Below are 26455 nucleotides of genomic sequence, written 5' to 3'. Positions count from 1 at the left end.
TGACCCGTCCCGGCACCTCTCTCCCTCTTCGCGCCAGGGACAGTCGCCCGAATGGGGGGAGACTGCCTCGGCAGGCTCCAGTCCGAAGGACTAGGGCCCGGTCCCGGCGGCACGCCGGGAGGTGCCACATACTGACATCAAGCATAGGTCGAAGCCGGCCCTTAGCGGACGATCGAGCCTGGGATTGCGGAGGCCCCAACGGCCAGGTCAGGCGGTCGGCAGTGAGGTGCCATTGGAAGCTCACTACTGATTGCCAAGATTGCCGCGTCCAAAGCATCTAAGGCAGTCCAACCTTTCGAAGGCTCCTAGAAAGGCCTGCGAGAGAACAATCTAATAGAGTGCCTCTTACAACCGAGTTCTGCGACTTTCGTACAATAGGTTGTAGGTCGGGTGAATTGTGGGTACCATGAGTCGTGTGCGTCTTGTGCGTTGGATCATGCGTCATGGAAAAGAACATTCTCATCTATGCCGACGGTACTGGTCAGAGTAGTGGAGTGCGCTTCGACGAGCGGCGCAGCAACATTTACAAAATGTACCGGGCCACACGTTGCGGGCCGGAGAGCACGGTCGATCCAACAAAGCAGTTTGCATACTACGATGCCGGCATTGGAACATTGCCTCCGGGTTTGGGCTTCTTCGGTGCAATCGGCAAGAAGATCTACAATGTTGTTTGCCAAGCAACCGGTTTGGGCCTGACCAAGAATATTGTAGATTGTTACGCTGAGATTGTTCGGACTTGGTCTCCTGGTGACAGGATATGGCTCTTCGGGTTTAGTCGCGGCGCCTACACCGTCCGCTGCCTGGGTGGCGTGATCGCGCTATGCGGCGTCCCAACCCGCATGAAAGATGGTAGCCCGCTCAAGCGAGATACGGCAAGCTGCCAACGGATCGCGCGAGAAGCAGTTACCAAGATCTATCAGCATGTCAGTTCTCCCCGAGACACTGCCTATCTGCACCAGCGTGCGGCGTTGGCCAAACGCTTTCGGACCGAGTATAGTTCGGGAAACAGCGAGCACCCAAACGTCTATCCGCACTTCGTTGGCGTATTCGATACGGTTGCATCACTAGCGAGTTGGGGATCAATCTTCGTAGCTGCAACTCTGGGCGTTACGGCCCTTCTTGTCGCTGGCACCATTGGCTGGTGGCTAACGGGCGGATTTTGGATCTGGGTTGCCAGCCTGGGAGCATTCTGCACCTTCTTAGGCACAGTCCTTTACCTGAAGACGCACCTCAAGGTAGCATTCGGGCTACCAGAGTTTCACTTGTTGCGGACACTTCACCTCACCGAATTCAAGATGCAGTTCTATGACCGCACCTTGAACATCAACGTCGGGTGGGCAAGACATGCACTCGCGATCGATGAACGGCGTCGCGATTTTGATAGAGTATCTTGGGGGCACCCTGGCGAGTGGCGGCAAGTCGGTAGAGGCGAGCCGCCGTGGTTCGAGCAAATCTGGTTTGCCGGAAATCATTCAGACATCGGTGGTAGCTATCCCGAAGATCAGTCGCGGCTCTCTGATATTGCCCTTGGCTGGATGGTCGCGGCCGCGCAAAGCGTACCTGGTAATTTGCAGTTAGATGGCAGTGTGCTGAGAACCTACCCTTCGGCGCTTGGTATGCAGCACGATGAAACACGCAGCCTAGCTTTCCGGTTTGCGAAGAAAATCGATCGCAAAATCCATCCCGAGGCGATTGTTCACCCAACAGTATACGAGCGTTTCGGGGCGACTGGTGTTTTGCACTATGACCTAGAGCGCCCGTACCGACCGGAAGGGCTTCGGGGGCATGGGAAACTTTCCAACCACTTCGAGGCTTTGATGGACGCATCTGTTTCCAACAAGTCATCCACCTAGCAAGGGCACGACACTCCACCTTTCCGCTGGGCGGCACGAGAAAGGCATGACCGTGACATTCTTCAAGCGGTCGGCGCCAATTCGGCCCGTAGCTGCCGTTCGTGAGGGTCTAAGCGAACGGCAGCCATGTGAAAAGGTTCTGGAGCGAGTGCCGTCTGACAGATCCAACTGGCGGAGGGGGCAGGACTGCGGTCGGACCTTCTCTGGGAACAAACTCTGCCTCAGAGGCGATCAAGCCTGCAAGATCAGGGCCATCTCTCCCAGCAGATCGTCGATGCTATCAAAAAACTCAATTGTGGACCGCGTGCTCGTTTCTGCGCTAGTTACACGATTGACCACCAGCTCCACATTCTGCGCCAAACTGCCAAGGTCGGGGAAGCCGAGTGTCGCAGCCAAGCCAACAATGCTATGCGCACCCGTACCGATCTCCTCAAGCAACGGCGCCAAGTTCGGTTCTGTCTCCAGAAGATCACGAATTTCTTCGAATCTATTCAGGCGCTGTGCCAGGAGTCGCAGAAATCGCGGACGAATTTCCGCGACTTTTTTATCAATGGTCTGGGACTGTAGCACGCCACAACTCCGGAATTGAGTCATATCGCCTGTGTGAGGGCTCTCAGCAGCATCCCTGCACCACGCTTTGTCTTGGTCTTGAGCGTGGCCAATTGCGGCATGTTCCAGGAAATATCCTCAATCGCACGGTGCATCTTCGCAACCGCTGCACGACCCGATTGCATCACTCCGATGGCACGCGGCGTACCCATTGCAACGCGAACCTCAAGAGGGCGCTGCTGATCATCGACCAATTCCAAACGCTCGATCGTCAAGTTAATCATAAGCTCGACGTCTTCGAAATCATTTCTGTCTGAACAGGCAACAACGCCTGCAAAGGTACCGTTCCCGGTATAGGCCATTATACATTGGGAGCCGCTCATCGCACCGAGAGCGCTTTCGGCCACGTCGGCCAAAACATCTCGGAACAGAGCGGGTGAACAACGTGCATAGATGTTGCCTACATCGACGATGCGCAGGGCAACGACACTTGTAGCTAAGAAAGACCCTCGCGATAGTTGAAGCAAATAGTTTTGAAGGGCAAGGAAATCAATAAGTCCTTCAACATCGTTCAGAGCAACCGGTTCGGACAGGGGCGTGTGGTGCTGAGCGTCAATCTTCGCGCGCAGGGCCTGAACCTGCATGCCAGCATCATGTACCGCTCGGTTGGCCTGTACCTGCCGCGCGGCCAATTGAACCCGCGTGGTGACTTCGACGGCATCAAACGGTTTAGTGACATAGTCCGTTGCGCCCGCCCGGAAGGCTCTGTCAATAAAGGCTTTCTCAGCCATCGAGGTGATCATCACAATCGGCGCGGCGCCGTACAGCGGTGACTTTCGGATCCAGCGGGTCAGCGCAATGCCATCTACTTCTGGCATCACGACGTCCAACAGAAAGCAGTCGAACGGTTCAGTTGCGGTCGAGATCAATCGCGCGGCTGCGTTGGCGCTGGTGGCGGTCTGGACTGAAGAAAATCCGCTCGCGCGCAGGCTTTCGACCAGAAGCTCGAGGATGAGCTCATCATCATCTACAGCAAGTATCTTCATCATCAGTCAGCCTCTGGAAGAGCTATTTTGCAGATCCACGTTCTGCGATTCGAACCCACCGAACCAAGGCCACTTCATTACTCGCCCGTTGATTGTAAGGAAATTCGGCCAGAATATGGCAAAGCACATTAAAATCAGTCACGTGGCACCTGCAAGCATCTCAGATTGGGCCCGGATTTCTCCGGACTTTGCAGTTCAGTCCCTGAGGGAAGACTTCGTCGAGTTTGCCCTTTTGTGGGTCAACCATAACGTGTATAGCACATCGTCTCGCGAGTGAAAGTAGATCTATATGGCCAGCAAACAGCAGGCGGAGATTGTGTTTTTGCGCGCATCGGCCCCTCGCATAGCGCCGATCATCTTGCTGGCGCTCATCTTTTGCGCGCTCAGCCTGACGGGAGTGATTTTTGTACCGGCGACGGCAGACGATGTAGTGATCCTGCGTGGTGCCGGGGCAGCAGTTGGTGCCCTCCTTGTTTTTGGGCGCCAGTTGTGGCCGGGCGTATTTCTCGGTGCGGTTGCAAGCCGGGTCATCCTTGCTTGGGTACACTACTGGGAATTCACCGAGTTCGACGATATTTTCCGGACCTTCGTCTTGGCGCTGGCTATGTCCTTGCAGGCGTTGATCGGGGCGACGCTTATCCGTCTCATCTGTGGATTTCCACTTCGGCTTCGAGGTAGGGCGCATCTCGCGGCTATAGTCTGCGGGGTCGTTCCACTAACATGCCTGATTGTTCCGTCCACCGGCATCGGCCTGTTTTCTTTATCGCAAACCATAGACTCGGCAGACCTTGTGCACCACTGGGTCGTCTGGTGGGTCGGCGATGTGATCGCGGTCGTACTTGCCTTATCAGTGGCCGTTTTGGGCCCATGGAACAGGATAGCCGTCGCCTTCTGGAAGGGTACCGCACTGCCTCGGTTCACTTGGCAAGCACTGTTCTATGTCACTCTGTCGGTGGCGATAACCTTTCTGTCATGGGCCCAGATGTCACGCGTTGGCAATCAGTCTGACCGGGCGCAGTTCGAAACGCTGGCGCATGACGCCCGCGAAGTACTTAAACATCGGCTTGAAGTCTATAAACTTGGGCTGGGCGGCGGAGTTGGCCTGTTTCGGGCGTCAGAGAGCGTTAGCTCGGCTGATTGGAGAAACTATGTGGGGTCACTGAAACTGTCAGAAGGTCTGTTCGGGCTTGAGGGGATCGGCTTCATAGAGCCTGTTGCGCCGGGCGAGGCGGAAAGTTTTTTAGCTGAAACAAGAGCCGATGGTGTCGTCGATCTGAAAATCCGACCCGCGATTAGTGCTGGCCCGATGCTTGTCATCAAGTACATCGAACCCTTGGCTACGAATAAGACGGCACTTGGGCTGAACATTGCTTTCGAGACTAACCGCTACGTCACTGCGGCAAGAGCGCGCGATACCGGCGAGGTCTCCCTGACAGAGCCGATCACCCTGGTTCAGGACGAAGCACGGGGTGCTGGCCTCGCACTGATGATGCCGGTCTACTCCGGCGAAGCAGAACTGCGGACTGTCGCCGATCGCCGCGCCGCTTTCGCTGGTTTGGTGTTTTCGCCAATCATAGTGTCCCGGTTAATGGCGGATCTGACCACAAGCCAGAGTGAGGACCTGCGCATTTCAATCTACAATGGTCCCACGGCCGATCCAGACCGGAGGTTCTATGCCAGCGATAACACACCTTCTATCAAGGCCCATACTGCGCAGTTTCGGGTGATCGACAGTCTTCAGGTTTATGGACAGATCTGGACCATTGTGTCGGAAAGCACCCCGGAACTCGAAGCACGGCTGTTCAGCCTGAAACCAGCCAGCTTTCTGATTGGAGGATTGTCTTTCTCCGTACTGCTGGCGTTTTTCCTTGTAAGTGCATTCCGCCGCGAGGAGTTGGTCCGCGAAATGGTCGCTCTGCGCACTCGCGAACTGGCTACACAAGTCGATGAAAACCGCTCGATCATCGAAACTGCCGTTGCAACGATAGCACTTCTTGACGAAAGAGGGCACGTGCTCAGGTCCAATGACGCCCTGCCGCAGCTTTTGGCCTGCAACCCGCAAGATATCTTAGGCAAGCCGTTTACCTCGTTGTTGAATGGTCAGATCGGCGACTACTTCGACCAATCCGAAACTGCAGGGGATCGTGCGCCTTACCGTGGTGAGTTGACGACGACGTCAAATCTTGGACAGAGCCACATACTTGATGTGCAGATCATCCCGTGGAAAAACAGTGATGACCAGCGGCGCTACACGGCCGTAATGCGCAACATTACCGAACAACGCAGTACTGCGGACCAGTTACGCAGCACGCAACGGCGGCTGGATCTGGCACTGACAGGTGCAAAGATCGGGGTCTTCGATATTAACTTGAGAACGGGGACGTCGATTGTATCGCACACCTGGCGCGAGCTTATGGGATATGATGGTGATGAAGACATCGATCCCCAGAAGGCCTGGCTTCAAAGGATACATCCAGACGATCTGCAACGCGTGACGGAAGCGGACCTCGCATGCATCGAGGGTCATTCGCCGCGATCAGTCTCGGAGTACCGGGTCCGCATGAAGGACGGAGCCTGGCACTGGATGCGATCAGATGCGGCTGGCGAAGAACGCGATGCAGATGGGCGTGCCTCACGGCTGATCGGTCTGCAAACAGACATCACCGACCAGCGACAGGTAGATGAGCTGAAAAGGCAGTTTGTTTCAACCGTAAGTCACGAGCTGCGTACGCCCCTCACGTCGATTAACGGATCAATCTCACTATTGCTGAACGCAATGTCTGACGGCCTTACCGACAGCGCTAAGCGTATGCTCTCGATCGCACAGAAGAACTGCGATCGCCTGATCCTACTGGTCAACGATATCCTCGATCTTGAAAGGCTTGAGTCCGGTCCTCCTAAGCCGATGCTTGTCCCCGCAGATATATCGGTGCACGTGAAAAAGGCCATGCTGGTGAACCAGCCGTTCGCGGCACAGTTTGGCGTAACCTACGATCTTGTGCGGGATGCTCCCGGCCTACTTGTGCAGCTTGATGATCGCTGTTTTCAGCAGATTATGTCCAACCTCATGTCGAATGCGGCCAAATTTTCGCCGAAGGGTGGGAAAGTCCGGATTGCGATCGAGCGGCTTGACGATCGGATAAGGGTATCAGTCACGGACAATGGGCGTGGCATCCCTGCTGACTTCAGCGACCGCATTTTCAAGCCGTTCTCGCAGGTCGACGGTACAGCCAATCGGCAGACCGAAGGGACGGGTCTGGGCCTGCACATCGCAAAACGGCTCGTCGAGCAAATGGATGGCTCTATTGGCTTCGTTTCCGAGCCACAGGTGTCGACCACGTTCTGGGTGACGCTGGCCGCATGGGAGGAGACAACGGCCAATGCGGAGCATGCCGCTACAACCGAGCTATCCGGTGCAACAGCGATGGTTACACCGCGCATCCTGCATGTCGAAGACGACCATGACTTTTCAGAGGTCTTGACAGCGGCCTTCGGTTCCGCCGCCGATATGGTAAACACGGCGAATGGAGCCGCAGCCCAAGATATCCTTTCACGCAACAGCTTTGACCTGATTATCCTGGATAGAGGTCTCAGCGAGAGGGATGGTTCGAGCCTACTCGAGTATCTAGCGCTGTGGCATCCATCCACCCAGGTCGTCGCCCTGAGTTCGACCGAGCACTTTAGTAGCGATCCCCGCTTGCAAATGACCTTTGTCAAATCCCGCGTACGGCTTGATGACATGACGCGCCAGTGCCTTGCACTCATTGCGGCGCAGCGCCGACCGGCCGGACCCGTGCCATTCGGCTAAGCTAAGGCGCAGCTGCAGACACCATTTCTGCCACCTAGTTTCCGGAATGGGAGCCCAAATTGGCCACAGTCCTGAACTATTTGATGCTTAGGGCACGGACGAACTTGGCTTTGCGCCACACAGCATCGGAGCGACACAGCTACGATGGAGGGGCTTGATGAACGATTTGACTGACCAGACCATCATCATGCTTTCTCCCTATGTCCGACTGGTCCTGGATCACTACATGCTCGTGATCATCTTGGCGCTTAGCTTGCTTCTTTACTTGGCACGCGCTCAGCAACTGTCGAAGCAGTATGAGGCCGCTCTGCGTCTAAAGGACGATGAGATTGCAGTTTACCTGCGTGCTCTGAACGCCCATGCGATGGTCAACATTACGGGTGCCGACGGGCGGATCACCTTTGCCAGCGACAGTCTCGCCAGGGCAACTGGCTATGCCCCAGATGAGTTGGTAGGGCACGAGTTTCGGAATATTCTGCTCTCAAATCCGAAAGATGAGTGCCTAGGGCTGACCTCGAAATTGCGCGCGGGCCAAGTCTGGACGGGCGAGACAAAGATCCGGCGCAGGGACGGCGGAATCATGTGGACCCGGTCATCAATCATTCCGGTCCACGACGACCTTGGCACCTTGCTCCGCACAATTTCACTGCGGACAGATATCACAGAGTCCAAGCTGCTTCAGGCAGAGCGCCAGGACCGTGCGATGATCGACCGGCTTCGGGATGAGGTCTATATCTTTTCAACCAAGACCTTTGAGCTCCTCTACCTTAACAAACGCGCCCTGGCGTCGTCGAACTGGGGTGAGTCTGAGACTGTAGGCAAGCGCCTTGGTGATCTCAGTGAGGTCTTCGACGAGCAGGCATTTCGGGCTCGTGTCACGCCACTCCTGCAGGGTGATGTAGATTCAATTCTATACGAAACAATATTCCGTGGAGGCGCCGTCGAGGTCAATCTGCAGCTGGAGCACAGCCTTGATGGCACACCGCGTTTTGTAGCAGTGGTGCGTGACATCACGGAACGCAAGCGAGCCGAAAACGAGCGGGCCGAATTTGTCGCGACGGTCAGCCACGAACTGCGCTCTCCACTGACGTCGATCAAGGGATCGCTTAACCTCATTGCCTCTGGCGTGGCTGGGCCTATGTCTGAACGTGTAGGCAGCCTGATCACAGTGGCGCAACGCAACGTGGATCGGTTGCTGCGCCTGATCAATGATCTGCTCGACCTAGAAAAGCTGGACGCCAATATGACGGACTTTGCTGTGGCGCCAGTCGATATCGTGTCTTTCGCCGAAGAAGTGGTGGCTGCCAATGCGGGATACGGCCATGAATACGGGGTCGAATTGCGCTACATGGGGCCAACTTCGCCGATTTTCGCCATGATCAGCCGGGACGGCATGATGCAGGTCCTGACAAATCTGTTGTCCAATGCCGTCAAGTTTTCTCCAAGGGGGCAATTCGTTGACCTAGAGGTTGTCGAGCGGCCTGGTGGCATACGCCTATCGATAATTGATCGCGGCTGCGGCATTCCACCAGAAGCCCATCACACGTTGTTCTCGAGGTTTGTTCAAGCGCATACTCAGATCGATCGACAGCATGTCGGAACCGGGCTCGGCTTGAGCATCGCCAAGACGATCATCGAAAAGCAGGCCGGACGCATATGGTTCACCAGCAAGGTTGGCGTGGGGACAACGTTCCATGTCGATCTGCCGATATCCGAAGGCTTTAGGGCTGTTGCCTGATGGGGGCGCAGCAACGAGCTTGCCAGGAAATGTTTGGCCTTGGTAGGACGGGGTTAGCCCCTTTTGCTGATACAGTCCGCACGGAGATGCGATGCCCCTATTGCCCCGAATAGTGCATGTTGAAGATGACCCAGACATCCGAGAGATTGCGCTGATCGCACTGGAAATGGTTGGTGGGTTGGAAGTTGTGCAGTTTTCTTCGGGCCGGGAGGCGCTGGATGGTGCAGTAGCGGCGCGACCAGATTTGTTCCTCCTTGATGTCATGATGCCGGGCATGAATGGTGAGGAAACTCTGCAAAGCCTCCGCGCAATGCCGGAGTTTTGTGCTACGCCCGCGATTTTCATGACTGCCAAGGCGCAGCATTCTGACCTCCACAAACTAGTTGCTGCAGGCGCTTTAGATGTGATCGTGAAGCCCTTCGACCCGATGCAACTAGCCACTCAGGTCATCGCGATCTGGTCTCGCAGACCGTAGGCTTGCGAAACTCCAAGAGAGCGGCAGCGCGTGCATGTTTGTGTTTCGGGGTAATCCCCCGAAAGTAAGGGCTGCATAACTAGAGGTTCTCGCCTCGATGAACCTAGAGATTCTGAATGAACACAAGCAGATACACTGAGACGCATATTCTTGAGATCCTGCGTCACGCCCAAGTCAGGACGCAGGTGGCCTCGCACTGATGCCCCCGATCAGGGCCTGACCCGCCTCCACTCTGTGATCAGTTCCGTCGGCTCAGGCCCTGATCTCGACGCCCCACAGGGGGGGTCAATTTTGGACGCCGATAGGGGGTCAGTTTTGCGTGCCGATTGACAGGCCGCGGCCTGGTCCGCATTGCAGCTTGACGTCAACGCCTCGTCGAACAGCGCCAGCCAGCGGTCAAAGTCGGTCCGGCCCAGAGCGGGAATGTTCAGATGCACCTGCATCGGGCTGCCATGATACTCGCCACTCATCAAAAGCACCGAGGACCAGAATCGCGTGATTTTCGCCTCGTGATCCGGCCAGTCCTCGACGCGGGGGGTGAAGATCGGGCCCAGCACTGCATCTGCCCGCACTCGCGCGTAGAAGCGCTGGACGACAAGCGCGATCAGTTTGCGGTCGCTTCTTTCATCCGAAGTCTGGGAGGGATTGGCTTTCACGGCCGCCCCCAATAGATGCTTATAGATTGCATATTTTTAGATAGACTGACTTAATATACATATAAACTGCATCTTAAAGGAGAACAGCGTGCGGCTCACCAATTCCACCGATCATGCCCTGCGGCTCTTGCTCATTGTGTACGAGGCTGATGGTCGCCTGGTCACCATCGAACAGGCTGCGCAACGGTTCAGCCTGTCCCGCGCCAACCTGATGAAAGTGGCGAATGAACTCACTTCCGACGGAGTCCTGACCGGAATTCGCGGCCGTTCCGGCGGGTTGCGGCTTGCCAGACCGGCCTCTGAGATCAGAATCGGTGATGTCGTCCGGGCAATGGAGACGGATTTTGCGTTGGTGGAGTGCCTGGGCGAGGCCAATGACTGCGCCATTGCGGGGATCTGCCGCCTACCGCGCGTCTTCCGCCGGGCGCGACAGGCCTTCATGGACGTGCTGGACGCGACCACACTGGCCGATGTCGCGCTGCGCCCGACGACCGCTTCCGCACCAGAGTCGGCCCCGGCCGCATCCAGTGCCATCACGGGGGACTTGACGAGTGGAGAAATTGATGTCACTTATAATGGCATGAATACACCTGATTCCAGACCCTATGACAGCCCGTTGCGCCGGGCCCAGGCGGATGCGACCCGTGACCGGATCCTCCAGGCCCTGGCAGACGTGCTGGACACCACCGGAGGTGACGAAATCATGTTCGACGAAATCGCCAAGGCTGCGGGCGTGGAACGCCGCACGGTCTTTCGGCATTTCCCGAACAAGACCGAGCTGCTCCGCGCTTTCTGGGTCTGGATCGGTGCCCGGATTGGTCCGCAGATCCTGCCGGCGACGCTGGCCGACTTGCTGGCAATGCCGCCCGAGATCTTTGCCGGCTTCGACGCGCATGAAAATGTCATCCGCGCAAGCCTGCATTCGCCCTCGGGGCGCGCCATGCGCCAGGAAGCCGTTCCCGCGCGCAGGCAAAGCTTTGCCCGCATCGTCGATGCCGGATTGCACGACCTCTCCGCCACGCAAAGGCACGAATTCCAGGCGCTAGCCCATCTGCTTTTTAGCGCGACCGCCTGGGAAACCCTGAAGGACTATGCCGGTCTTTCGGGGCAGGACGCGGGCAAGACCGTGTCACGTGCCCTGACGCTTCTGATGACTGCCCTGCGGTCGGAGTCGAGAGGCGCAACCCTGACCGCAAAAGGAGAAGACTGAATGACTGCTGCAAGATCCGCCAGCGTGACCACGTTGTCCGATGCCCCGAGTGTCTGGGTGATCGGCGATCATGTCCGGTTCATGGGCGACGTGGACGGCGCTAACCTCAGCGTTGTTGACGTGACGGTGATGCCCGGCTCGGGCACCCCGCCGCATCGCCATGCCTCGCCTGAAATCTTCCGCGTGACCGAAGGCGAAGTGACCTTCGGCATCTTCGGTGACGGCCCGCCGCGCATGATCACCGCCGGTGTCGGCACCGTTGTGACGGTTCCCTCATGGCTGGGGCACAACTACAGCAACCAGTCCGGCAAACCCGCCCGCTTTGCGGCCGTGCTGGAACACGAGATGGTGGATTTCTTCAAGGATGCGGGCTCTGACGTCATGCCGCCGCCCGGTCCGCCCTCCAACGAGATGATCGGCCGGATCGTCGCCGCCTGCCAGCGCCACGGGATCCAGATGCTCGAGGCCGCGTAAGAGCGCTTTTGGCTCTCGCGACCTATCGTGAGTTCTAGTTTGGGGGTCGCGCAATCGTCATCCCCAATTTCAATCAGTTGCGATATCGAGAGACCGCGCAGACCGGCCCGGTCGATTGCAAAGTTCATCACCCGTTTCTCCGAATCCCGGACCAATCCAGGTTCTCTTCGCATTCTCACTGGAATCGCCCCTGGCGAGCCGGACCCTACCGCGAATGACTGCTTTCCACCCCCAAACAACATGATCAGGCGGTTTCAGCTACTGCCCGACTTAAGACGCAGCAGATCAGGCAGTCTTGCGAGCCGCAGCGAGGGCGTCAGCGCCATGCACCAGCTTGGGGCGTCGCCGGAGTATGCTGGCGACAGCATCGACGCATGCGTGCAGTGCGGGCATCCATCAGGCGGACATTGGGCTGGGTGGTCCGCATCTGGCTGTGGCCCAGGTGCTTGCCAATCATCTCGAGCGAGGCGCCGCCGTTGACTAAACGCGGAGCAAAGGCGTGACGCAGGTCATGAATGCGGACGCCTGACCGCTCGACCTGTTTCTGGATAGAAACCAAGAAGCGGCGAATTTCCTTCACCGGCTGGCCGGGCGTATCACCCGGAAACAGCCAAGGGTTGCCTTTCGGCACAGCAGCTGACGATAGCGAACGATGCCGACGACTTCTCCAGAGATCGGGGCGCGATGGACCTTGCGCTGCTTGGTGGTGGTGGCGCGCCTGCTCCAGATGCTGAGTTCGAGGTTGAACTATTCCTACCGGGCCTGCCGCACCTCGCCGACCCGGCTGCCGGTCGACATGCAGAGGCGGATTATGTCGGTTGCACGCCGGTCGGCGGCAGCGTCCAGAGGCCTATGGCTGGATGTTCTGATTGAGGTGAAACACGTTGCCCGGATCGTAGCGGCGCTTGACACCTTGCAGTCGGGCATAGGTATCTGGGCCGAAGGCATTGCGGACCAAGCTGTCACCTTCGCCGAGGCCGGGGAAGTTCAGATAGAGCCGTCCGGTCGAATGGCGCTGCAACTCTTGCCAGAGACCCCGGACCCAGCCCATGTTCGTCGTGTCATCCTTTGCCGCTGACCAGATCGCGTCGAGGCTGAGCATCCACCGCATCGAGCGGTCGCCGAAGGCTGTGGCCTCGGGTGCCACGCGCGACACCGCACCGCCAAGCCACCAGATCGAGGAGAAGGTCATCTCCGAAGGGCGACGCGACAGGCCGGCAAGGACGTCGCAGATGACTTCATCGTCCAGTCCCTTCAGGTAGGTCGATTTCCAGTAGCAGCGGTCGCGCCCCTTGGGGAACAGCCCGTCGTACAGCGTCTGCAGCACGCGATAGGACATCCGCCCGCTGAAATCGAGCAGCGGTTCGGCCAGTTGGCGCAGCGGCAGGGTGACGCGCTCGCCCTCGTCCGCAGGGCCGTCAAAGACCGTTGCCAGCGCCACCACGCGACGCCCCCAGGTTTCGCGGGGATAGGAGGGGTCTTCGGGGATGGTCGAGAACTCGGCAAGGCCGGAAAGAGTATCGGGTGCCGCCTGCATGAAATCGCGCCAGCGCGGCAGGATCTCGGCGGCGATTTCCTCGGGGTAAAGCGGCGCGTTGAAGAATATCTCTGGCGATATGGGATGCAGGGCGAAATCCATCGCGGTGACGACGCCGAAATTGCCGCCCCCTCCCCGCAGGGCCCAGAGCAGATCGGAGTTCTCGGTCTGACTGGCGCGGATCAGATCACCCTCAGCGGTCACCACATCAGCAGCAAGCAGGTTGTCGCAGGCCAGCCCGTGCGTGCCGCGCAGCCAGCCGATCCCGCCAGACAGCGTCAACCCCGCAACCCCGGTTGCCGAGATCAGACCGCCAGGTGTCGCCCGTGCAAAAGGCGTGGTGGCCGCGTCGACATCGGCCCAGGTCGCACCGCCACTGACCGTGGCCTTTTCCAGGCCGGGGTGAACACGAACAGAATTCATCAGCGAGAGGTCGATCATCACCCCACCCTCGCAGACGGCATATCCCGCCACGTTATGCCCGCCGCTGCGGATCGCTATGGCAAGGCCTTCGCGCCGTGCATGCAGCACTGCGGCCCTGACATCGCCGGACGTCCGGCACCGGACGATCACGGCCGGGCGGCGGTCGATCATGCCGTTCCAGACCAAGCGCACCGCATCGTAATCGGCGTCTCCGGGCCGTAGTACCACTCCAGTGACTTCGTCCAATGACATTGGCGCTGAAGCATTTCCCATTTTCAATCCCCTGTCTCTGGTCGGGAGGGCATATCTGTGGATCCGCAGGTTTTCTATTCAACGGTCGAGCACCTGGTTTCCAGAAGACGAATGACATCCATTCTGGTCAAGCCTTTGTCCCTCAACGTGGATTCATCGACGTGATACAGCTCCATAACGTCCGCAAGATCAGCCTCCTGTGCCCAGCCGGAACCAATCTTTTCAGCAATCCGCGAAAGAGTGGACCGCAAGGCGAGGCGAAATGAACGAGACCGCTGCGCGGGGGCGACGACTGCCAGAGAAGATGTCATTTTGGCGCTCCTAATTTGAGATGGGTTTCGAATTGGCCGTGACAGTGTTTGCGTATCAGCACAGAGGATATGAGCGATGTCGGCGCATGAGATGTGCCGACTTGGTGGAGGCCATGCTCGGAGGCGTTTGGATCCTTATCTTGGGCTTTGGACATCGTTTGGGTCCGTCAGGCTGACACTTCCAACCTGCATCCCAACTTAAGCCTTGCGCGGGGCCTCAAGTCAGAGGCAGAACTGACGAAACCAAGGCAAAACGGACAGTCTCGCCAAGAAAAGTGCATCGGAGGCCAACGGGGACGCTGATGGACACCACAAGAAAGCCGAAGATCGTCTTGCTGGCGGCAGAGAACACGACGCCATCCGTGCTCTACGGCCTGTATGACGTGCTGTATTCCGTCGGTGCCGTCTTCGCGGATATGACCGAAGGTGCGCCTGGCCCGGAATCCATGGATGTGAAGATCGTTTCCCAAGACGGGCGGCCCTTCAGATGCGCCAGCAATGTTCTGGTCGAACCACAGGCCGCCATGTCTGCCATCGAAGAGGCAGATGCCGTCGTCGTTTGTGACATGTACAGCCCGATCAGCAAGGCGCCGACGGGAGAGTACCCCGAGATTGCCGCATGGTTGCGCGGGATGCACGAACGGGGTGCGCTGGTCGCTTCAGTCTGCGCGGGCGCCCTTGTTCTGGCAGAAGCGGGGCTGCTGGATGGTCGCGATGCGGCAGTGCACTGGGCCTATGGCGAGTTGTTTGCCCAAAACTATCCTCTGGTTCGGGTGCAAAAGAACTGTGTGCTTTGTCTTGCTGCCGAGGCGGACGGCATTGTAACCGCAGGCGGCGTGACCTCCTGGCAGGAATTGGCGCTCTATCTAACGGCCACCTTTTGCGGCCACAGGCAGGCTTGCGAGACCGCGAAGATCCACCTGCTCGCAGGTCACGAAGATGGGCAACTGCCCTTCGCGGCGATGAACCGGCGGGTCAACACCTCTGACCTCGTGGTTTCCGAATGCCAGCTTTGGCTTGCCGAGAACTTCACATTACCCAATCCGGTTCAGGCCATGGCGGCACGGACGGGACTGAACGGCCGCACGCTTTCGCGTCGTTTCGGGGCTGCGACCGGCCGCTCGCCCATCGAATATGTGCAGGGCCTGAGGATCGAGGAAGCCAAGCGCATTCTTGAAAACAATTCGACGCCTGCCGAAGATATCGGTGCGCTGGTGGGCTATGAGGACCCCGCCTCTTTCAGACGTATCTTCAGGCGTGAAGTTGGTTTGTCGCCAGCCGCCTACAGAAAGAAGTTCGCACCACTTCGAACTTTTGCTGAGGGCAGGGCGTGGGGGCCAGACAGATCGTCTCGCTAGGCACCGCTTTGCGCAAAGTCGTCGCCTGAAGCACCTGCAACCTGATCGGACGGCCGCATCTGTCGAATTTCGCGACTACGCGGTCGCGGTCGTGCCAGTCAACTCTTCGCCCTCCACGTCGGAGGTGGCTGAAATTGCTGCACGGCAAACGAACTCCGCTCCATCCGGATACCGTAACGCATCGTCGTATCGGCATCTGTCTACAATCCGCCCTTTGTGTCGAAAAGCAGCGCTTCGGCCCCGGTCTTTCGACCGGGGCCTTTGCCTTGGTGATCAGTCGCCGCGGCGGGTGTTGGGGCGGGACCAGATGAGGCTGAAGCCCTCGCCGTCTTCGTCATCGAAGAGGTTGGCGTAGATCGGGGCGGCGAAGCTCGGATCGTCCAGCTTCAGGCCCAGATATGCGCGGCCCTCGTTCGATGTCTTCGTCCAGGCGGCGCCGATCTCGGCGCGGCCGACCAGGACCCGGTGGCTGGGCGCGTTCTCGCCCGAGGCCCGCAGGTCGGGGACGAGGCGCACACCCTTGGCCTGCAGGCTGAGGGTGAAGATTTCGCCGGTGTATTCGGTGCCGGTCTTCTTGAAGGTGCCGATGGTCGCCATGTTCTTTCTCCGTTTTGCTCTGTTTCGGGCCCGCGTCCTTGCGGCCTCGATGGCGATCGACAGCCCGGAGGCGACCGCTGGTGCACCCCGCTCGCGGGGCCTGACAGCACAGGAGGAACTTTCTTGCCGCGCGAGGAATGACGGTGCCAGCACCGGCAGGGGATGAAAGTTGTGACGACGCTGTTGCGCCGAAGCGGTCGAGGCGAAGACGTCCTTCGGGCAGATCAGCCCATCACCAGAGGCCACTGGACGCGGGCTGGGACAGACAATCCAAGGAGATCAAGGCGCACCAGAAGGCCCGGAAGGAGAGGCAGGACAGGCACCACCGGCGATGAAACCACCTCTGGCAGCCAGTCAGGCCAAGCTGCGCATCTCCCCCCTGCCCTGCGGCCTCGCGGCGCCCGCCGCTCCACTTGGTTCAGGTCTGTCAGCGTGAAGGCAGCGAACGAGACGAACATCGAACGACAGCTGCGACTGGGCCGCGTCGCTGGTCATTCCGGGCTGACACGACCAGTTCAACTTGCCCAACTCGATGACGATCTGGCGGTGAGGCCCGTGCCCACGTCCCCGCTCCATTTCCTGCCGCTTGATCGCTTGGCAAAGGTCCGTCGAAACCCCCGGGGCCATCCAGCCGTGGAAATCCGCATGCCGCAACCGGCGAGACGATGGCCAATGCTGACTGTGCCAGCCTGCACCCGGCAAATGCAAACACCCCCCGACGAAACCGCCGGAGGGTGCGAATGGGTCAGGAATTGTCCGTCGGCTTGTGCGGCGCCTGCGTTAGTCGATCGCCTTGAAGATCTCGCCCGCCTCTGGGTGGTCACCTGCGAACTCGTAAAGCCGCATGTAGGCATCGGCCAGCTCGTCGGCCTCATGCCGGAACGAGAGATGCGACAGCGCGAAAAGGGTGGCGATGATCCCGGCGGCCTCGGCCGAGACCTCGCCCATGTAGCCGTTGGTCTCGCAGAAGATGCGGAACCGCTTGTCAGCGTCGGGCGACATGAACAGAGGCTGGCCGCCCCGCTCGTGGAAATGCCAAAGTCCACCGGCGTAGTCGTCGGGGGCCAGCCAGGACATGAACTGAAAGACGGCCCGCTCGCCGATCACCATCAGGGCGGGGCTGAAGAGCAATGGCAGGAATGCCATGCGGCGCGCCTCGGGCACGAGGGTCACGGGTTTCTGGGCAATTGCAGCTTGGGTCATCGGAAATCCTCCGGATCAGGGGTGAATGGCGCGCCCCGGCGGCTCACTCGACCCGCACGAACGCCCCCGATTTCCGACCCAACTCTCGCTCTCTGGCAGACGCGGAGTTGATTTTGTTCCCTATATGTTCTATATTAGAGGGACGATCCGAATGGGAGACCCATCATGGACGCTGCCACATTTGCCCTGCCCGCCACCGAACGCCAGATCGCCTATGCGCGGTCGCTGGCGCTGCGCAACCAGAGCCTGCTGCCCTGGGAAGTCCAACAGGACCGCCGTTCGCTCAGCGCCTGGATCGAGGCGCAAGCGAAGTTGAAACCTGCTGACACCAGCCATCCGACCTCCAAGCAGGTCGCCTTTGCCGAACGGCTCGCGCTGATCAAGCGCCGCGCCGTGCCGGACGAATGCTTTCGGGACCGAGGGCTGATGTCAAAGTGGATCGACGGGAACCGGTGAGGCCGAAGTCCATCGGCGGTTACTTCGTGCGGTCCACGAGTTTTGCGGCACCCGCCTTGGCAAGCGCAAGGAGAGTGACGCGGATTTTGGCCGTGAAGGCTGGGCTGAAGGCGCCAAGCGGCTTGCGGTCATCCCAGACATAGGAGCGCTCGACGATGTCGGTGTTGACCTCGTCCAGCATGATCCATTTGCGCACATGGGTCTCTAGGCCGACGCGCTGCGACTCGATTTCGGGCACCTCAAGGGCATGGCGCGCGGCCTGTGGCGGCTGTGTCGTGATCGGCAGGATGAAGACCACCGTCTCGCCATCCTGCTTGGCGACCGTCACGGCAATGCAAACGGGGCGCTTCTTGCGGCCCTCGGTTTCGCCGGACAGTTCTTCCCGCTTCCAGAGGAACGGGTAGCGGAAGACCTCTCCGGCTGTGGGCTTATTCGGCATCCTGGTTCATGTCCCGCTCGAGCCCTTCGATCATCAGCGCCTTGAGGCCGTCCGGCATTTCATCCAGCATGTGAACCTGTTGGGTCGCGCCTTTGGCGAGTTGCTGGTATTGATCCATGCTCATCAGCACGAATTTTGGCTTGCGATGCTTGGTGATGGCGACCGGAGAGCGGATTGCCGCATCGAAAAGCTCGCTGGTGTGCCGCGTCAGGTCTGCGGCCTTGAACTCGGGTAGGTGTTGCATGCCGGAACCTCCATTTGGACAGAATATACAGATATGCTGGATATTCTGCAAGTGGGCGGATCTGAGCCCATGCGATCCGAACAGCTGCCTTTCTTTGGGGAAGATATGGCCGTTGGCGGCAAGAGTTTCATCCACGGCATCACCAGAAGGCCGTTCGGTCTCCGAGTGCGGGTAAGGATCAGGCCGCCAGGACAAGATCGACTGCGGCAGCCGCCAAGTCGCGCCAGAACGGGTCGACCAGACGACCTTCCAGCGCTTGGGCGTGGGTGAGCAGCGCAGCGGCAGATGCGGGATCGTCGGCGTCCGTGGCCGCGCGGACCTTGGCCCGAAACCCGCAGGCCTCGCTCACCACGCGCCGCGCTTCGGCATCGCTGTCGACCGGCGTGCACCAGTGAATGTCGCCTGCCTGCACCTCCCCCGCCAGCACAATACAGTGTTCGGAATCCAGGATGGTGACGAACTGTGGCACCAGGCGCAGGGCCGGATCTCGCCCGGCGTCGACAGGGCCGGAGGCGACAGCTTTGCGGGCCACGGTCATGGCAGCCGCGAGCTCACCGCAGGTGCCGAGATCGACCGCGCGGTTGATGCACAGCTGATCGAGTGCCGGATCGTCCCAATGCGCAAGGCAGCGGCAGATGACCCGCAGGGGCAAGCGGTCCGCGAGGCGAAGACGGGCAAGAACCCCGCCGATCAAGTTGTCGCCGGGGCCACGGAAGGCCGTTTGGGAAATGGGTGCAGACATCGGGATCACTCCGCAACGGGCGGCAGGAGACTCTCTCCCACCCTGAAACCCGTCACGGATTCCCCCGCCCGTCTCTTCCTCTGGCGGTTGCCCGAACGCCAAGATCGGCACCCCCAATCTGAGGTTCACCCCCCTGCCCTGCCGCGCCAGCCGATGAAGCTCGACGGGCCGTCATAGACGGCATGGCGCGCCTCATCGATGACGAAACCGAAGGTGCCGACCTTGTAGTCCCCCGAGGGGACAAGGAAACGGCGCTCCTCGGGTTTGGGTTCACGCCGTCCGCCCCGCGTGGCGATCACCTCGGTGAAGCCGCGATGCTGGTCGGAATAGATCGCCGAGATCACGACCCAATCGCTCGCATGGTCGCGCGCAAAGGCTTCGCCATCACGCGTGCGGGATTCACCGGGCTTGAGCGCCCGGCCATGGATCGCCTCCCCGGCATCCGGCCAGCTGTGGCGCAGAGCCTCTTCGGCCTGCCGGCGTTCAAAGCCCGTGAAGAGATCGGGCCAAGCCGTCGCAACAGCGGCCCAGGCGGCATCCTCCTCGTACCAACCGCCCGTCGCGCGCAGGAAGGAATGGACTTGGGCATTGCGGTCCGCCGTCAGGTGGAACCCGCCATGGCCGGAGGTCGAGTGGAAGACGACGCCCTCGCCGTAGCGGACCGCGCCCTGCGATGGGCCCCAGGGTGTGTTGGCATAGGCGCGGAAGTCCTGCCGACCGAGGGCGGCCTTCTCGCCCTGATGCTCGGCCTGTTCCTGAACGAAGGCGTGGAAAGTAGCCTCGTCTGCGACATCGCCGCTATGGCCGTAGAAGTCGGACCGCTTCCAGTCCGACAAAGGCTTGGAAAGTCGCCAGCCGCTGCCGAGGAAATGCCGACCATCAGCCGTGGGGATCATGGCATAGGCGGCATCGCCGATCCGGGCAACGATCATGCCATCGGCACTGCAGCCGAATTCCGGGATGGGGAAAGAGGCGGGATTGCGGCAAAGAACGGCAGTGTTCATGCGACGAGCGCCTCCACCGCGTCGATGTCTTCGCCGTTCAGGACTGCGGTCAGCCATTCATGGGTGCTGATCCAGCCGACGCTCTTGCGCGCGCCGAGGTCAATGACATGCGCGCCGCCGCCGAACGCCTCCAGCCGGGGTCGGGAACAGGTGTTTGCATAGTCAAAACCCCAGAGGCCGGTGAGATCGAGGTCTCCCGCGAGGCGCAGCACGAAGCGGATGACCCCTTCGACATCGCCTTGGCCGTCATCATGGATCCAGAGGACGGAACTGCCCGGGCCATCCGGCAGCGAAAGGGCGAAGCCCGAGAACTCTGGATCGTCCGAAGCCTCGTCTTCCTCGCGCAAGCGCAGGAAGAGATCGAGCGCAGCGACAGCCTTGTCAGGTGTCCCCACGTCCAGGACGCAGGAGAATTGGGTAAAATAGTCAGCCACGATGGGCTCCTTTCAGCATGAAAAACCCATGCCGCGATGGCCGGGTCACAGTGGGTTGCGATGGTGAGAGGGAAATCAGCCCGCTTCCGCGGGCTGAGGGGTTTGGTCGGCGAGTTGCGCGGCGGCATGGGCCTGCAAAAGCTCGCGATAGTAGCGCTTACGCGCCTCGCGCCAGCTGCGGACTGCGAGCGTGTCGGGGTGCAACCGCCGGATCGCCGTGCGGACGACCGTGATGGGAGAGGCTTCAAGCGGAAGACCGAGGTTCTGATATGCTCGGCTCATGTCAGATGACCTCCCGCACGGGGCTAGCCAGATGCGGATCGACGTCAGCCTCGATCTTCTGGGTCCGGCCCATCCAGGGCTCGGCCCGGATCGACCGCGCCCAGTCGGCAAAGCTTGGGATGAAGCCCAGATCCTCGCGAACATGTTGTTCGCCGACCCAGCGGGTCGGGATGACCCGACCTGTCGACAGGGTCAAGGTTTTCCCTTGGACCTGCTCCAGGAAGAAAATCCCCTCGGCATGGTGGCGTAGCGCCCGGTGTCGGAAGTCCGCCAGGATGAGCTTCGAGGCATCGAAGAATTCATGGCAGGCGAGATAATCGTCGACCGTCCCGCCCCATTTCTTCACCGAGGACAGGGCGTGGTGATACGGATGTGCCATCGCCGCCCCTCAGAAATCATGGGTGTAGAGTTCGGACGAGGTGAACCGCTCGTTGAACTCGAGATGGATGGTCCGGGCGCGGGCATCGATGCAGAACTCGCCATAGGTGCCGTCATTGTCCTGCCAGCCAGAATGCGTATGGGAGAGGAGGTCATAGACCAGTTCTTCGACGGCACCTTCAAGGGTCAGACGGCGCTCGGTGGGTGCCCCGCTCTGCCAGTCGATGCCGGCAAAGGTGATTTGAGCGGCGGGCAGCGTGACGCTCTGGTCGGCATCACTCCGGGCCTCGATGCTTTCGATCTGCCCGCTGTCGCCCGAGCCATCGAAGCTGACCAGCACATGGGCAACGCCGACATGGCGGAGCCCGTCGAACAGCACTTCTTTGTTCCGGGCGTGCAGTTCCACCTCGGCGGCATCACGCTCGGCCTGATCGGCCAGGATGCGGGACAGTTCGGATGAGATGTCAGAGGCCGGCGCAGCGCGGCCGGGAAGATGAATGGTCATTTCGGGATCTCCGGGGAGAGCGGGTTACAGGCGAGCCCGCCGCCGCTCTCTCTGTCTCAGCGGGCTCGCCTTGCCCGCTCCCTCCTCGATCTCTCCCTTGCCGGACCCCTCGGTTCGGTGCCGTTTCCCAGGACGGGCGCGCTGATGAAGCGCTCCCGGATGGGGGGGTGAGGCGCTTTCGCGCCTCATTGCCAGGGGTCGATTTCCAGGGCGACGAGGTCTTCGTCGCCATCGTATTCATCGGACGGCATCGCTGCGTGGGTGCCGTCCCCGGCCTGGAACACGACGATCGAGACCATCAGCGTGGCGGCGAGAGAGGCGGCGAAAGCGGTGGCATCCTTGTAGGACATGGGGTTGGCTCCTGTCTTCTTGGGGGCGGAGGACCATCCCCCGCGCGACAGGCGCCCGAAGTGTCTGACCGGATCTGCAATCACCCTCGTGCGTTCGGCCCAGCTCTTCCAATTCGGGGCCGAATTCGCGAGGGCGGCACGCCCGCGTAGCCGACCCCTCTGGGGTTGAGTGTCAAAGAGACGGATCAGACCAAGGACAGCGAATGGAAGCGGGGGATGGGGCTTTGACCCAGGACAGGTGCCCTGCCCCGTCACAGGATGCCCACTGCTCGCCAGCCGTGCCGCTATGCGGGTCCCAGAAGATTGGCGGGGTTCGGGCCGGAAAGGAAAAGCGGAACGCTGCAACTGATGAATACGGGCGGGCTTGCCCGCCACCTGGAAATTCCTGGCTTCAGGTCAAAGTGCCGAACCCTTCGGGACCTACTTCTTGCCGGCCAGACTGGCCGTCGCGCAAGGGATCTTTGCCCGAATGGGGGGAGACTGCTCAGCAGGCTCCAGTCGGGACGACCAGAGCCCGGTCCCGGCCCTGCCGGGGTGCGCCATATTCTTCCTTGCCGAAGTCCTGCAGTCGATCAATGCGAAACCCACCTTGAAATCTCCGCACTTGATTGTCAGAAAAACATGAGCGATTTTCTGACACATGATGTCGATGTCCGCCTCTGTTCCCGATCGGGTCATGAAGCGCGTCCGTGCAAGCGGGCGCGGCAGCGTGTTCACGCCGCGCGACTTCCTCGATATGGCCGCCCGTGCGACCGTCGATCAGGCCCTGTCACGCCTGGCCAAGGCAGGCCATCTCCGGCGGCTTGCACGCGGGCTCTACGACTTCCCCAAGTTACACCCCAAGCTAGGGGCCCTCACCCCCGCGCCCGATGATGTGGCGCAAGCCCTCGCCCGGGAAACCGGATCGCATCTGCAGATCGATGGCGCGCGCGCCGCAAATGCACTTGGCCTCTCGACGCAGGTCGCGGCCCAGAGCTCTTGGCTGACCGACGGCCCATCCCGGCGCGTGGTTCTGGGCAAGCGTGTGGTCGATCTCCGCCACGCATCACCGAAGCATCTGATTGCCCCCGGCAGCCCGGCAGGAACCGTGGTTCAGGCGCTACGCCATGTGGGTGCGGCGCGGGCTGCAGATGTGTTGCAGGTCGCTGCCCGAAGCCTCACTGACAGCGACAAGAAGACCCTCGCCAAAAGCGCCGCCCAAGCGCCTGCCTGGATGCGCGCCACCTTGCTGTCGATTGCCGATCTCGGGACGGGCGACCGCATTGAAGAACCGCCACACAGTTTCAGGCGAGCTTCCAATGATGGGTAATCGCAGATTCCGTCGCACCATCGGCATCGACTATTCAGGGGCAGAAACCGCCGAGGCCAGCCTGAAAGGGCTGCGCGTCTATCAAACCTCGGGCGACAGCGTCGCCGAAGAGGTATTGCCGCCCGCCGGCCCCAAGAGATACTGGACAAGGCACAGCCTCGCCGATTGGCTGATCGACACCTTGGATGGATCGGTGCCGACTGTAGTCGGCATTGATCACGGCTTTTCATTCCCCATACGTTATTTCGAGCGGCATGGCCTTGAGCCCAATTGGTCGAATTTCCTCGACGATTTCTGTGCGCACTGGCCGACAGATGGCAAGCACACTTATGTCGATTTCGTTCGCGACGGGTCAGTTGGGAATGGCGCGGCGCGGCAAGGAGAGAGGCATTGGCGGCGGCTGACCGAAGAGGCTACCGGATCGGCAAAGTCAGTTTTCCATTTCGACGTTCAGGGAACGGTCGCCAAATCAACCCATGCCGGCATCCCATGGCTTCGCAAAATTCGACAGGCTCGCCCGCAAGTCGATTTCTGGCCTTTTGATGGTTGGGAACCTGCTCAGGACGCCTCCGTGATCCTCGAGGCCTATCCGAGGCTGTGGAGCAGCCTCTATGGCAGCGAGGCAAGAACTCAGGACCAGCACGATGCCTATGCAATCGCGCGTTGGCTCCAAGAGGCCGATATCAGCGGTGAAATCAAACAGGCGTTTGCGCCGCCCCAGCCGGAAAGTGTGGCGATGACAGCTCAGGTCGAAGGCTGGATTCTCGGAACCACTTGGCCCCCGACTGACAAGCCCCGCTCCCGCCCAAAGAGTAAAGGCCCTCGCAGATCCTCAACCACGGCAACAGGTTACGTGAACCGCAATAGTCAGGAAGTGCTGTCCCGCACCGGACAGCCGGGCACTGACCACAACCAGATCGTCTACATCCTGCAATGTCGCCACTGCGGGGCGCGGTACGGTGCGAACGGTTCAGACGTTTTTCAGCGCCGTTGCCCGGAATGCGGCGATGGAAGGCCCGGAATCCCAACGGGCTGACGCTTGATCTGTCCGGCTCGCCTTAGCCGAGTTCTACTTCTTTTTGCGCCCTGCTGAGACTTCCGCATCGCCCTTGAACGATATTTCCCAATTATAGCTTAACTGGGATATCACAGAAAAATCGTCTTTTGGCTATATTGACGAAATATCGCCGACAGACTATCAGTTTGGTATGGAAAAGCCCCTCACCCATTCCATACGTAGCCTCCGGCAGGCGGCAGCAGCCCTTCGCGCCCGCAGGCGTGCACAGGGGATGACCCAGAAGCAACTCGCTGAAACGACGGGTACTGCCCAATCCACCATCTCGGATATCGAGACGGGCGTCGTTTCGGTCAGCCTCGACGTCTATCTGCGCCTTCTCGAAGCCCTCGGTGCTGAGTTGACCGTGACCGGGCGCATGCCTGATCAGGATACGAACTGACATGGCGCGCTTGGCACGCAGGCGGGCTGGCATCCGGCGTAGCAAGACGGCAGTCTGGTATGAACGGACACGGGTCGGCACGCTGATCAGGGCTACCGATGGCGGCGTTGCCTTTTCCTACGATCCAGCCTGGCTGGCCTCGGACTTGGCTTTCCCCGTCGCCAGTGTGCTGCCGCTGACCCAAGAAGACTGGAAAGGCGATCCGGTGATTGCCGCTTTCGACAACCTGCTGCCCGATGCCGAAGGAGAGTTGCGCGAAAAGATCGCGGCGCGAGTCGGCGCCGAAGGCAAAGATGTCTTCTCCCTTCTGTCTGCGCTTGGGCGGGACTGTGTGGGGGCGCTGCAATTCTTGCCCTTGGAGGAAGAACCCGCGGCCCAAGATATGGATTATCGCCAGATTTCCGAAGAGGAAATGGTCGCTGATCTGAAGAATCTTGCTGCCGCGCCTTTGGCACTCGGGGATGACGAGGATTTCCGGATCTCCATCGCCGGGGCACAGGAAAAGACCGCCTATCTTCGCATCGGCGACCATTGGGCGAAACCACGCGGTATTACGCCAACAAGCCACATCTTCAAGACTCCGATGGGCATCCTGCCCGGCCCGGACGAAATCGACATGAGCGACAGCGTCGAGAACGAGCTGTTCTGCATGACTCTGGCCGGTGAGATCGGGTTGCCAGTTGCTACGGTCAGGAAAATCGTCCTGCCCGGACAGGTCGCACTCGCGGTCGAACGCTTCGACCGAGTCTGGGATCACGAATCCTTGAAGCGCTTGCCACAGGAAGACATGTGCCAATCGTTAGGTTTCCCCTCGGCCCGGAAATACCAAAAGGCAGGTGGGCCCGGCATTAGCCAAATCATGGAACTCCTGCGAGAATCTGACGATCCTATCCGGGATCGAGAAACCTTCTTCCGCGCCCAGATCTTCTACTTCCTGATCGGCGCCTCTGACGGGCACGCCAAGAATTTCAGCCTGCAACTGGGGCGCCGCGGCCGCTTCCGTCTCGCTCCGCTCTACGACATCCTGAGTGTTGCGCCGGTCGTCCATGCCGGACGCCTTCAGCGCAAACGCTACCGGCTCGCCATGTCGATCGACGGCCACTACGGCATTGACGAAATCGTGCCGCGCCACTTTGAAGCCGAGGGCAAGGCCTGTGGCCTTCCTAGGAACCGTGCGCTGGAGCTTCTTTCAGACATGGCTGACGGCCTCGGTCCGGCGCTGGAACGGACAAAGCTCAGCCTGGGCGATCAAGTACCGGGCAGCGTCATCGATGCGATCATCATGGATTCAATGGAGCGCGCGGAACAGGTCCGAAAGGTCTTGTAAGGCATCGCCAATAGGCTTTTGCCACTTCCGATCTTTCA

At 60.0% G+C, this 26455-nt stretch carries 28 protein-coding genes and 1 pseudogene; 12 read left to right on the top strand and 17 right to left on the bottom strand.

Annotation, left to right across the window (positions count from 1 at the left end):
• Positions 1-443 precede the first annotated feature (443 nt).
• Entirely contained in the window at positions 444-1853 is a 1410-nt protein-coding gene (locus tag JI744_RS15460) for a DUF2235 domain-containing protein (protein ID WP_202662032.1), read from the top strand.
• A 231-nt stretch (positions 1854-2084) separates the two neighbouring features.
• Here JI744_RS15460 and JI744_RS15455 read toward each other — a convergent pair whose 3' ends face one another.
• Together JI744_RS15455 and JI744_RS15450 are read right to left on the bottom strand one after the other, a co-directional pair.
• Positions 2085-2423 carry an Hpt domain-containing protein gene (locus JI744_RS15455; RefSeq protein WP_202662031.1) on the bottom strand — a complete coding sequence of 113 codons (339 nt, stop codon included), beginning with the start codon at positions 2421-2423 and terminating at the stop codon, positions 2085-2087.
• A 20-nt stretch (positions 2424-2443) separates the two neighbouring features.
• Positions 2444-3451, bottom strand: a complete 1008-nt coding sequence (locus JI744_RS15450) for a response regulator transcription factor (RefSeq protein ID WP_202662030.1) — start codon at positions 3449-3451, stop codon at positions 2444-2446.
• A gap of 286 nt (positions 3452-3737) precedes the next feature.
• On the opposite strand from JI744_RS15450, the gene JI744_RS15445 reads away from it, so the two are divergent.
• The 3 genes from JI744_RS15445 (at position 3738) to JI744_RS15435 (ending at position 9469) form a co-directional block, all read left to right on the top strand.
• Complete coding sequence (locus JI744_RS15445; RefSeq protein WP_202662029.1) at positions 3738-7256, top strand: CHASE domain-containing protein; 3519 nt, start codon at positions 3738-3740, stop codon at positions 7254-7256.
• A 157-nt stretch (positions 7257-7413) separates the two neighbouring features.
• Positions 7414-8994 carry an ATP-binding protein gene (locus JI744_RS15440; protein WP_202662028.1) on the top strand — a complete coding sequence of 527 codons (1581 nt, stop codon included), beginning with the start codon at positions 7414-7416 and terminating at the stop codon, positions 8992-8994.
• A 91-nt stretch (positions 8995-9085) separates the two neighbouring features.
• Positions 9086-9469, top strand: coding sequence for a response regulator (locus JI744_RS15435; protein WP_202662027.1), 384 nt, complete (start codon positions 9086-9088; stop codon positions 9467-9469).
• Between the two features lie 209 nt (positions 9470-9678).
• On the opposite strand, the gene JI744_RS15430 is transcribed toward JI744_RS15435, so the two are convergent.
• Complete coding sequence (locus JI744_RS15430) at positions 9679-10125, bottom strand: group III truncated hemoglobin (RefSeq protein WP_328757405.1); 447 nt, start codon at positions 10123-10125, stop codon at positions 9679-9681.
• An 88-nt stretch (positions 10126-10213) separates the two neighbouring features.
• Here JI744_RS15430 and JI744_RS19355 point away from each other — a divergent pair, with 88 nt between their 5' ends.
• Positions 10214-11335: an Rrf2 family transcriptional regulator gene (locus JI744_RS19355; RefSeq protein ID WP_202662026.1), complete on the top strand. Its 1122-nt coding sequence runs from the start codon at positions 10214-10216 to the stop codon at positions 11333-11335.
• On the top strand, positions 11336-11809 hold the full coding sequence (locus tag JI744_RS15420; RefSeq protein ID WP_202662025.1) for a cupin domain-containing protein: 474 nt from the start codon (positions 11336-11338) through the stop codon (positions 11807-11809).
• A gap of 285 nt (positions 11810-12094) precedes the next feature.
• Here the strand turns inward: JI744_RS15420 and JI744_RS15415 are convergent.
• The 3 genes and pseudogenes from JI744_RS15415 to JI744_RS15405 form a co-directional block, all read right to left on the bottom strand.
• Positions 12095-12655: pseudogene (locus JI744_RS15415) on the bottom strand (tyrosine-type recombinase/integrase); the annotation flags it as partial.
• A 4-nt stretch (positions 12656-12659) separates the two neighbouring features.
• Positions 12660-14021 carry an FAD-binding oxidoreductase gene (locus JI744_RS15410; RefSeq protein ID WP_202662024.1) on the bottom strand — a complete coding sequence of 454 codons (1362 nt, stop codon included), beginning with the start codon at positions 14019-14021 and terminating at the stop codon, positions 12660-12662.
• Positions 14022-14095: 74 nt separating this feature from the next.
• The gene (locus JI744_RS15405; protein ID WP_202662023.1) at positions 14096-14332 is read right to left on the bottom strand and encodes a hypothetical protein; all 237 of its coding nucleotides are present in this window, start codon (positions 14330-14332) and stop codon (positions 14096-14098) included.
• A 332-nt stretch (positions 14333-14664) separates the two neighbouring features.
• Between JI744_RS15405 and JI744_RS15400 the strand changes: the two genes are divergently transcribed.
• On the top strand, positions 14665-15690 hold the full coding sequence (locus tag JI744_RS15400; protein ID WP_202662022.1) for a GlxA family transcriptional regulator: 1026 nt from the start codon (positions 14665-14667) through the stop codon (positions 15688-15690).
• A 273-nt stretch (positions 15691-15963) separates the two neighbouring features.
• Here JI744_RS15400 and JI744_RS15395 read toward each other — a convergent pair whose 3' ends face one another.
• Both JI744_RS15395 and JI744_RS15390 read right to left on the bottom strand, forming a co-directional pair.
• Complete coding sequence (locus JI744_RS15395; RefSeq protein WP_202662021.1) at positions 15964-16287, bottom strand: DUF736 domain-containing protein; 324 nt, start codon at positions 16285-16287, stop codon at positions 15964-15966.
• Positions 16288-17067: 780 nt separating this feature from the next.
• Positions 17068-17490, bottom strand: coding sequence for an antirestriction protein (locus JI744_RS15390; RefSeq protein WP_202662020.1), 423 nt, complete (start codon positions 17488-17490; stop codon positions 17068-17070).
• 165 nt (positions 17491-17655) lie between these two features.
• Here JI744_RS15390 and JI744_RS15385 point away from each other — a divergent pair, with 165 nt between their 5' ends.
• Entirely contained in the window at positions 17656-17946 is a 291-nt protein-coding gene (locus tag JI744_RS15385) for a hypothetical protein (protein ID WP_202662019.1), read from the top strand.
• A 19-nt stretch (positions 17947-17965) separates the two neighbouring features.
• Here JI744_RS15385 and JI744_RS15380 read toward each other — a convergent pair whose 3' ends face one another.
• The 9 genes from JI744_RS15380 to JI744_RS15340 form a co-directional block, all read right to left on the bottom strand.
• Complete coding sequence (locus JI744_RS15380; protein ID WP_236019486.1) at positions 17966-18385, bottom strand: hypothetical protein; 420 nt, start codon at positions 18383-18385, stop codon at positions 17966-17968.
• Positions 18375-18629, bottom strand: coding sequence for a type II toxin-antitoxin system prevent-host-death family antitoxin (locus tag JI744_RS15375; protein WP_202662018.1), 255 nt, complete (start codon positions 18627-18629; stop codon positions 18375-18377). The genes JI744_RS15380 and JI744_RS15375 overlap by 11 nt, the downstream gene beginning before the upstream one ends.
• Before the next feature lie 178 nt (positions 18630-18807).
• A complete protein-coding gene (locus tag JI744_RS15370) occupies positions 18808-19371 on the bottom strand; it encodes a hypothetical protein (RefSeq protein WP_202662017.1) in 564 nt (187 codons plus the stop codon).
• A gap of 125 nt (positions 19372-19496) precedes the next feature.
• Entirely contained in the window at positions 19497-20375 is an 879-nt protein-coding gene (locus tag JI744_RS15365; protein WP_202662016.1) for a DUF7007 domain-containing protein, read from the bottom strand.
• Positions 20372-20809 carry a hypothetical protein gene (locus tag JI744_RS15360; RefSeq protein WP_202662015.1) on the bottom strand — a complete coding sequence of 146 codons (438 nt, stop codon included), beginning with the start codon at positions 20807-20809 and terminating at the stop codon, positions 20372-20374. The genes JI744_RS15365 and JI744_RS15360 overlap by 4 nt, the downstream gene beginning before the upstream one ends.
• Before the next feature lie 75 nt (positions 20810-20884).
• Positions 20885-21091, bottom strand: a complete 207-nt coding sequence (locus tag JI744_RS15355; protein ID WP_202662014.1) for a hypothetical protein — start codon at positions 21089-21091, stop codon at positions 20885-20887.
• A 1-nt stretch (position 21092) separates the two neighbouring features.
• A complete protein-coding gene (locus JI744_RS15350; RefSeq protein ID WP_202662013.1) occupies positions 21093-21470 on the bottom strand; it encodes a DUF6915 family protein in 378 nt (125 codons plus the stop codon).
• Positions 21471-21479: 9 nt separating this feature from the next.
• Entirely contained in the window at positions 21480-21974 is a 495-nt protein-coding gene (locus JI744_RS15345) for a DUF6878 family protein (RefSeq protein WP_202662012.1), read from the bottom strand.
• A gap of 185 nt (positions 21975-22159) precedes the next feature.
• On the bottom strand, positions 22160-22324 hold the full coding sequence (locus tag JI744_RS15340) for a hypothetical protein (RefSeq protein WP_202662011.1): 165 nt from the start codon (positions 22322-22324) through the stop codon (positions 22160-22162).
• A 643-nt stretch (positions 22325-22967) separates the two neighbouring features.
• Between JI744_RS15340 and JI744_RS15335 the strand changes: the two genes are divergently transcribed.
• From JI744_RS15335 to JI744_RS15320, 4 genes are all read left to right on the top strand, one after another.
• Entirely contained in the window at positions 22968-23633 is a 666-nt protein-coding gene (locus JI744_RS15335; RefSeq protein WP_202662010.1) for a DUF6088 family protein, read from the top strand.
• Positions 23623-24669 (top strand): zinc ribbon domain-containing protein, encoded by a 1047-nt coding sequence (locus JI744_RS15330; RefSeq protein ID WP_202662009.1) that lies wholly within the window; start codon positions 23623-23625, stop codon positions 24667-24669. The genes JI744_RS15335 and JI744_RS15330 overlap by 11 nt, the downstream gene beginning before the upstream one ends.
• Positions 24670-24841: 172 nt before the next feature.
• Positions 24842-25090 (top strand): helix-turn-helix domain-containing protein, encoded by a 249-nt coding sequence (locus JI744_RS15325; RefSeq protein ID WP_202662008.1) that lies wholly within the window; start codon positions 24842-24844, stop codon positions 25088-25090.
• 1 nt (position 25091) lies between these two features.
• A complete protein-coding gene (locus JI744_RS15320) occupies positions 25092-26417 on the top strand; it encodes a type II toxin-antitoxin system HipA family toxin (RefSeq protein WP_202662007.1) in 1326 nt (441 codons plus the stop codon).
• The last annotated feature ends 38 nt before the right edge of the window (positions 26418-26455 follow it).

This window comes from Fuscibacter oryzae (assembly GCF_016765795.1).
Classification (GTDB): Bacteria; Pseudomonadota; Alphaproteobacteria; order Rhodobacterales; family Rhodobacteraceae; genus Fuscibacter; species Fuscibacter oryzae.
Note: the sequence above shows the minus strand (reverse complement) of the source record. Positions and strands in the feature narration are given on the sequence as shown.

What these genes read in the sequence shown, in the direction of transcription:
- JI744_RS15440 (WP_202662028.1), top strand. Translation starts at nt 7,414, where the DNA reads ATGAACGATTTGACTGACCAGACCATCATCATGCTTTCTCCCTATGTC.
- JI744_RS15405 (WP_202662023.1), bottom strand. Translation starts at nt 14,332, where the DNA reads ATGACATCTTCTCTGGCAGTCGTCGCCCCCGCGCAGCGGTCTCGTTCA.
- JI744_RS15325 (WP_202662008.1), top strand. Translation starts at nt 24,842, where the DNA reads ATGGAAAAGCCCCTCACCCATTCCATACGTAGCCTCCGGCAGGCGGCA.
- JI744_RS15385 (WP_202662019.1), top strand. Translation starts at nt 17,656, where the DNA reads ATGGACGCTGCCACATTTGCCCTGCCCGCCACCGAACGCCAGATCGCC.
- JI744_RS15450 (WP_202662030.1), bottom strand. Translation starts at nt 3,451, where the DNA reads ATGATGAAGATACTTGCTGTAGATGATGATGAGCTCATCCTCGAGCTT.
- JI744_RS15445 (WP_202662029.1), top strand. Translation starts at nt 3,738, where the DNA reads ATGGCCAGCAAACAGCAGGCGGAGATTGTGTTTTTGCGCGCATCGGCC.
- JI744_RS15435 (WP_202662027.1), top strand. Translation starts at nt 9,086, where the DNA reads ATGCCCCTATTGCCCCGAATAGTGCATGTTGAAGATGACCCAGACATC.
- JI744_RS15345 (WP_202662012.1), bottom strand. Translation starts at nt 21,974, where the DNA reads ATGACCATTCATCTTCCCGGCCGCGCTGCGCCGGCCTCTGACATCTCA.
- JI744_RS15410 (WP_202662024.1), bottom strand. Translation starts at nt 14,021, where the DNA reads ATGTCATTGGACGAAGTCACTGGAGTGGTACTACGGCCCGGAGACGCC.
- JI744_RS15330 (WP_202662009.1), top strand. Translation starts at nt 23,623, where the DNA reads ATGATGGGTAATCGCAGATTCCGTCGCACCATCGGCATCGACTATTCA.
- JI744_RS15340 (WP_202662011.1), bottom strand. Translation starts at nt 22,324, where the DNA reads ATGTCCTACAAGGATGCCACCGCTTTCGCCGCCTCTCTCGCCGCCACG.
- JI744_RS15460 (WP_202662032.1), top strand. Translation starts at nt 444, where the DNA reads ATGGAAAAGAACATTCTCATCTATGCCGACGGTACTGGTCAGAGTAGT.
- JI744_RS15395 (WP_202662021.1), bottom strand. Translation starts at nt 16,287, where the DNA reads ATGGCGACCATCGGCACCTTCAAGAAGACCGGCACCGAATACACCGGC.
- JI744_RS15420 (WP_202662025.1), top strand. Translation starts at nt 11,336, where the DNA reads ATGACTGCTGCAAGATCCGCCAGCGTGACCACGTTGTCCGATGCCCCG.
- JI744_RS15355 (WP_202662014.1), bottom strand. Translation starts at nt 21,091, where the DNA reads ATGAGCCGAGCATATCAGAACCTCGGTCTTCCGCTTGAAGCCTCTCCC.
- JI744_RS15350 (WP_202662013.1), bottom strand. Translation starts at nt 21,470, where the DNA reads ATGGCACATCCGTATCACCACGCCCTGTCCTCGGTGAAGAAATGGGGC.
- JI744_RS15370 (WP_202662017.1), bottom strand. Translation starts at nt 19,371, where the DNA reads ATGTCTGCACCCATTTCCCAAACGGCCTTCCGTGGCCCCGGCGACAAC.
- JI744_RS15390 (WP_202662020.1), bottom strand. Translation starts at nt 17,490, where the DNA reads ATGACCCAAGCTGCAATTGCCCAGAAACCCGTGACCCTCGTGCCCGAG.
- JI744_RS15380 (WP_236019486.1), bottom strand. Translation starts at nt 18,385, where the DNA reads ATGCCGAATAAGCCCACAGCCGGAGAGGTCTTCCGCTACCCGTTCCTC.
- JI744_RS15335 (WP_202662010.1), top strand. Translation starts at nt 22,968, where the DNA reads ATGTCGATGTCCGCCTCTGTTCCCGATCGGGTCATGAAGCGCGTCCGT.
- JI744_RS15365 (WP_202662016.1), bottom strand. Translation starts at nt 20,375, where the DNA reads ATGAACACTGCCGTTCTTTGCCGCAATCCCGCCTCTTTCCCCATCCCG.
- JI744_RS15320 (WP_202662007.1), top strand. Translation starts at nt 25,092, where the DNA reads ATGGCGCGCTTGGCACGCAGGCGGGCTGGCATCCGGCGTAGCAAGACG.
- JI744_RS15375 (WP_202662018.1), bottom strand. Translation starts at nt 18,629, where the DNA reads ATGCAACACCTACCCGAGTTCAAGGCCGCAGACCTGACGCGGCACACC.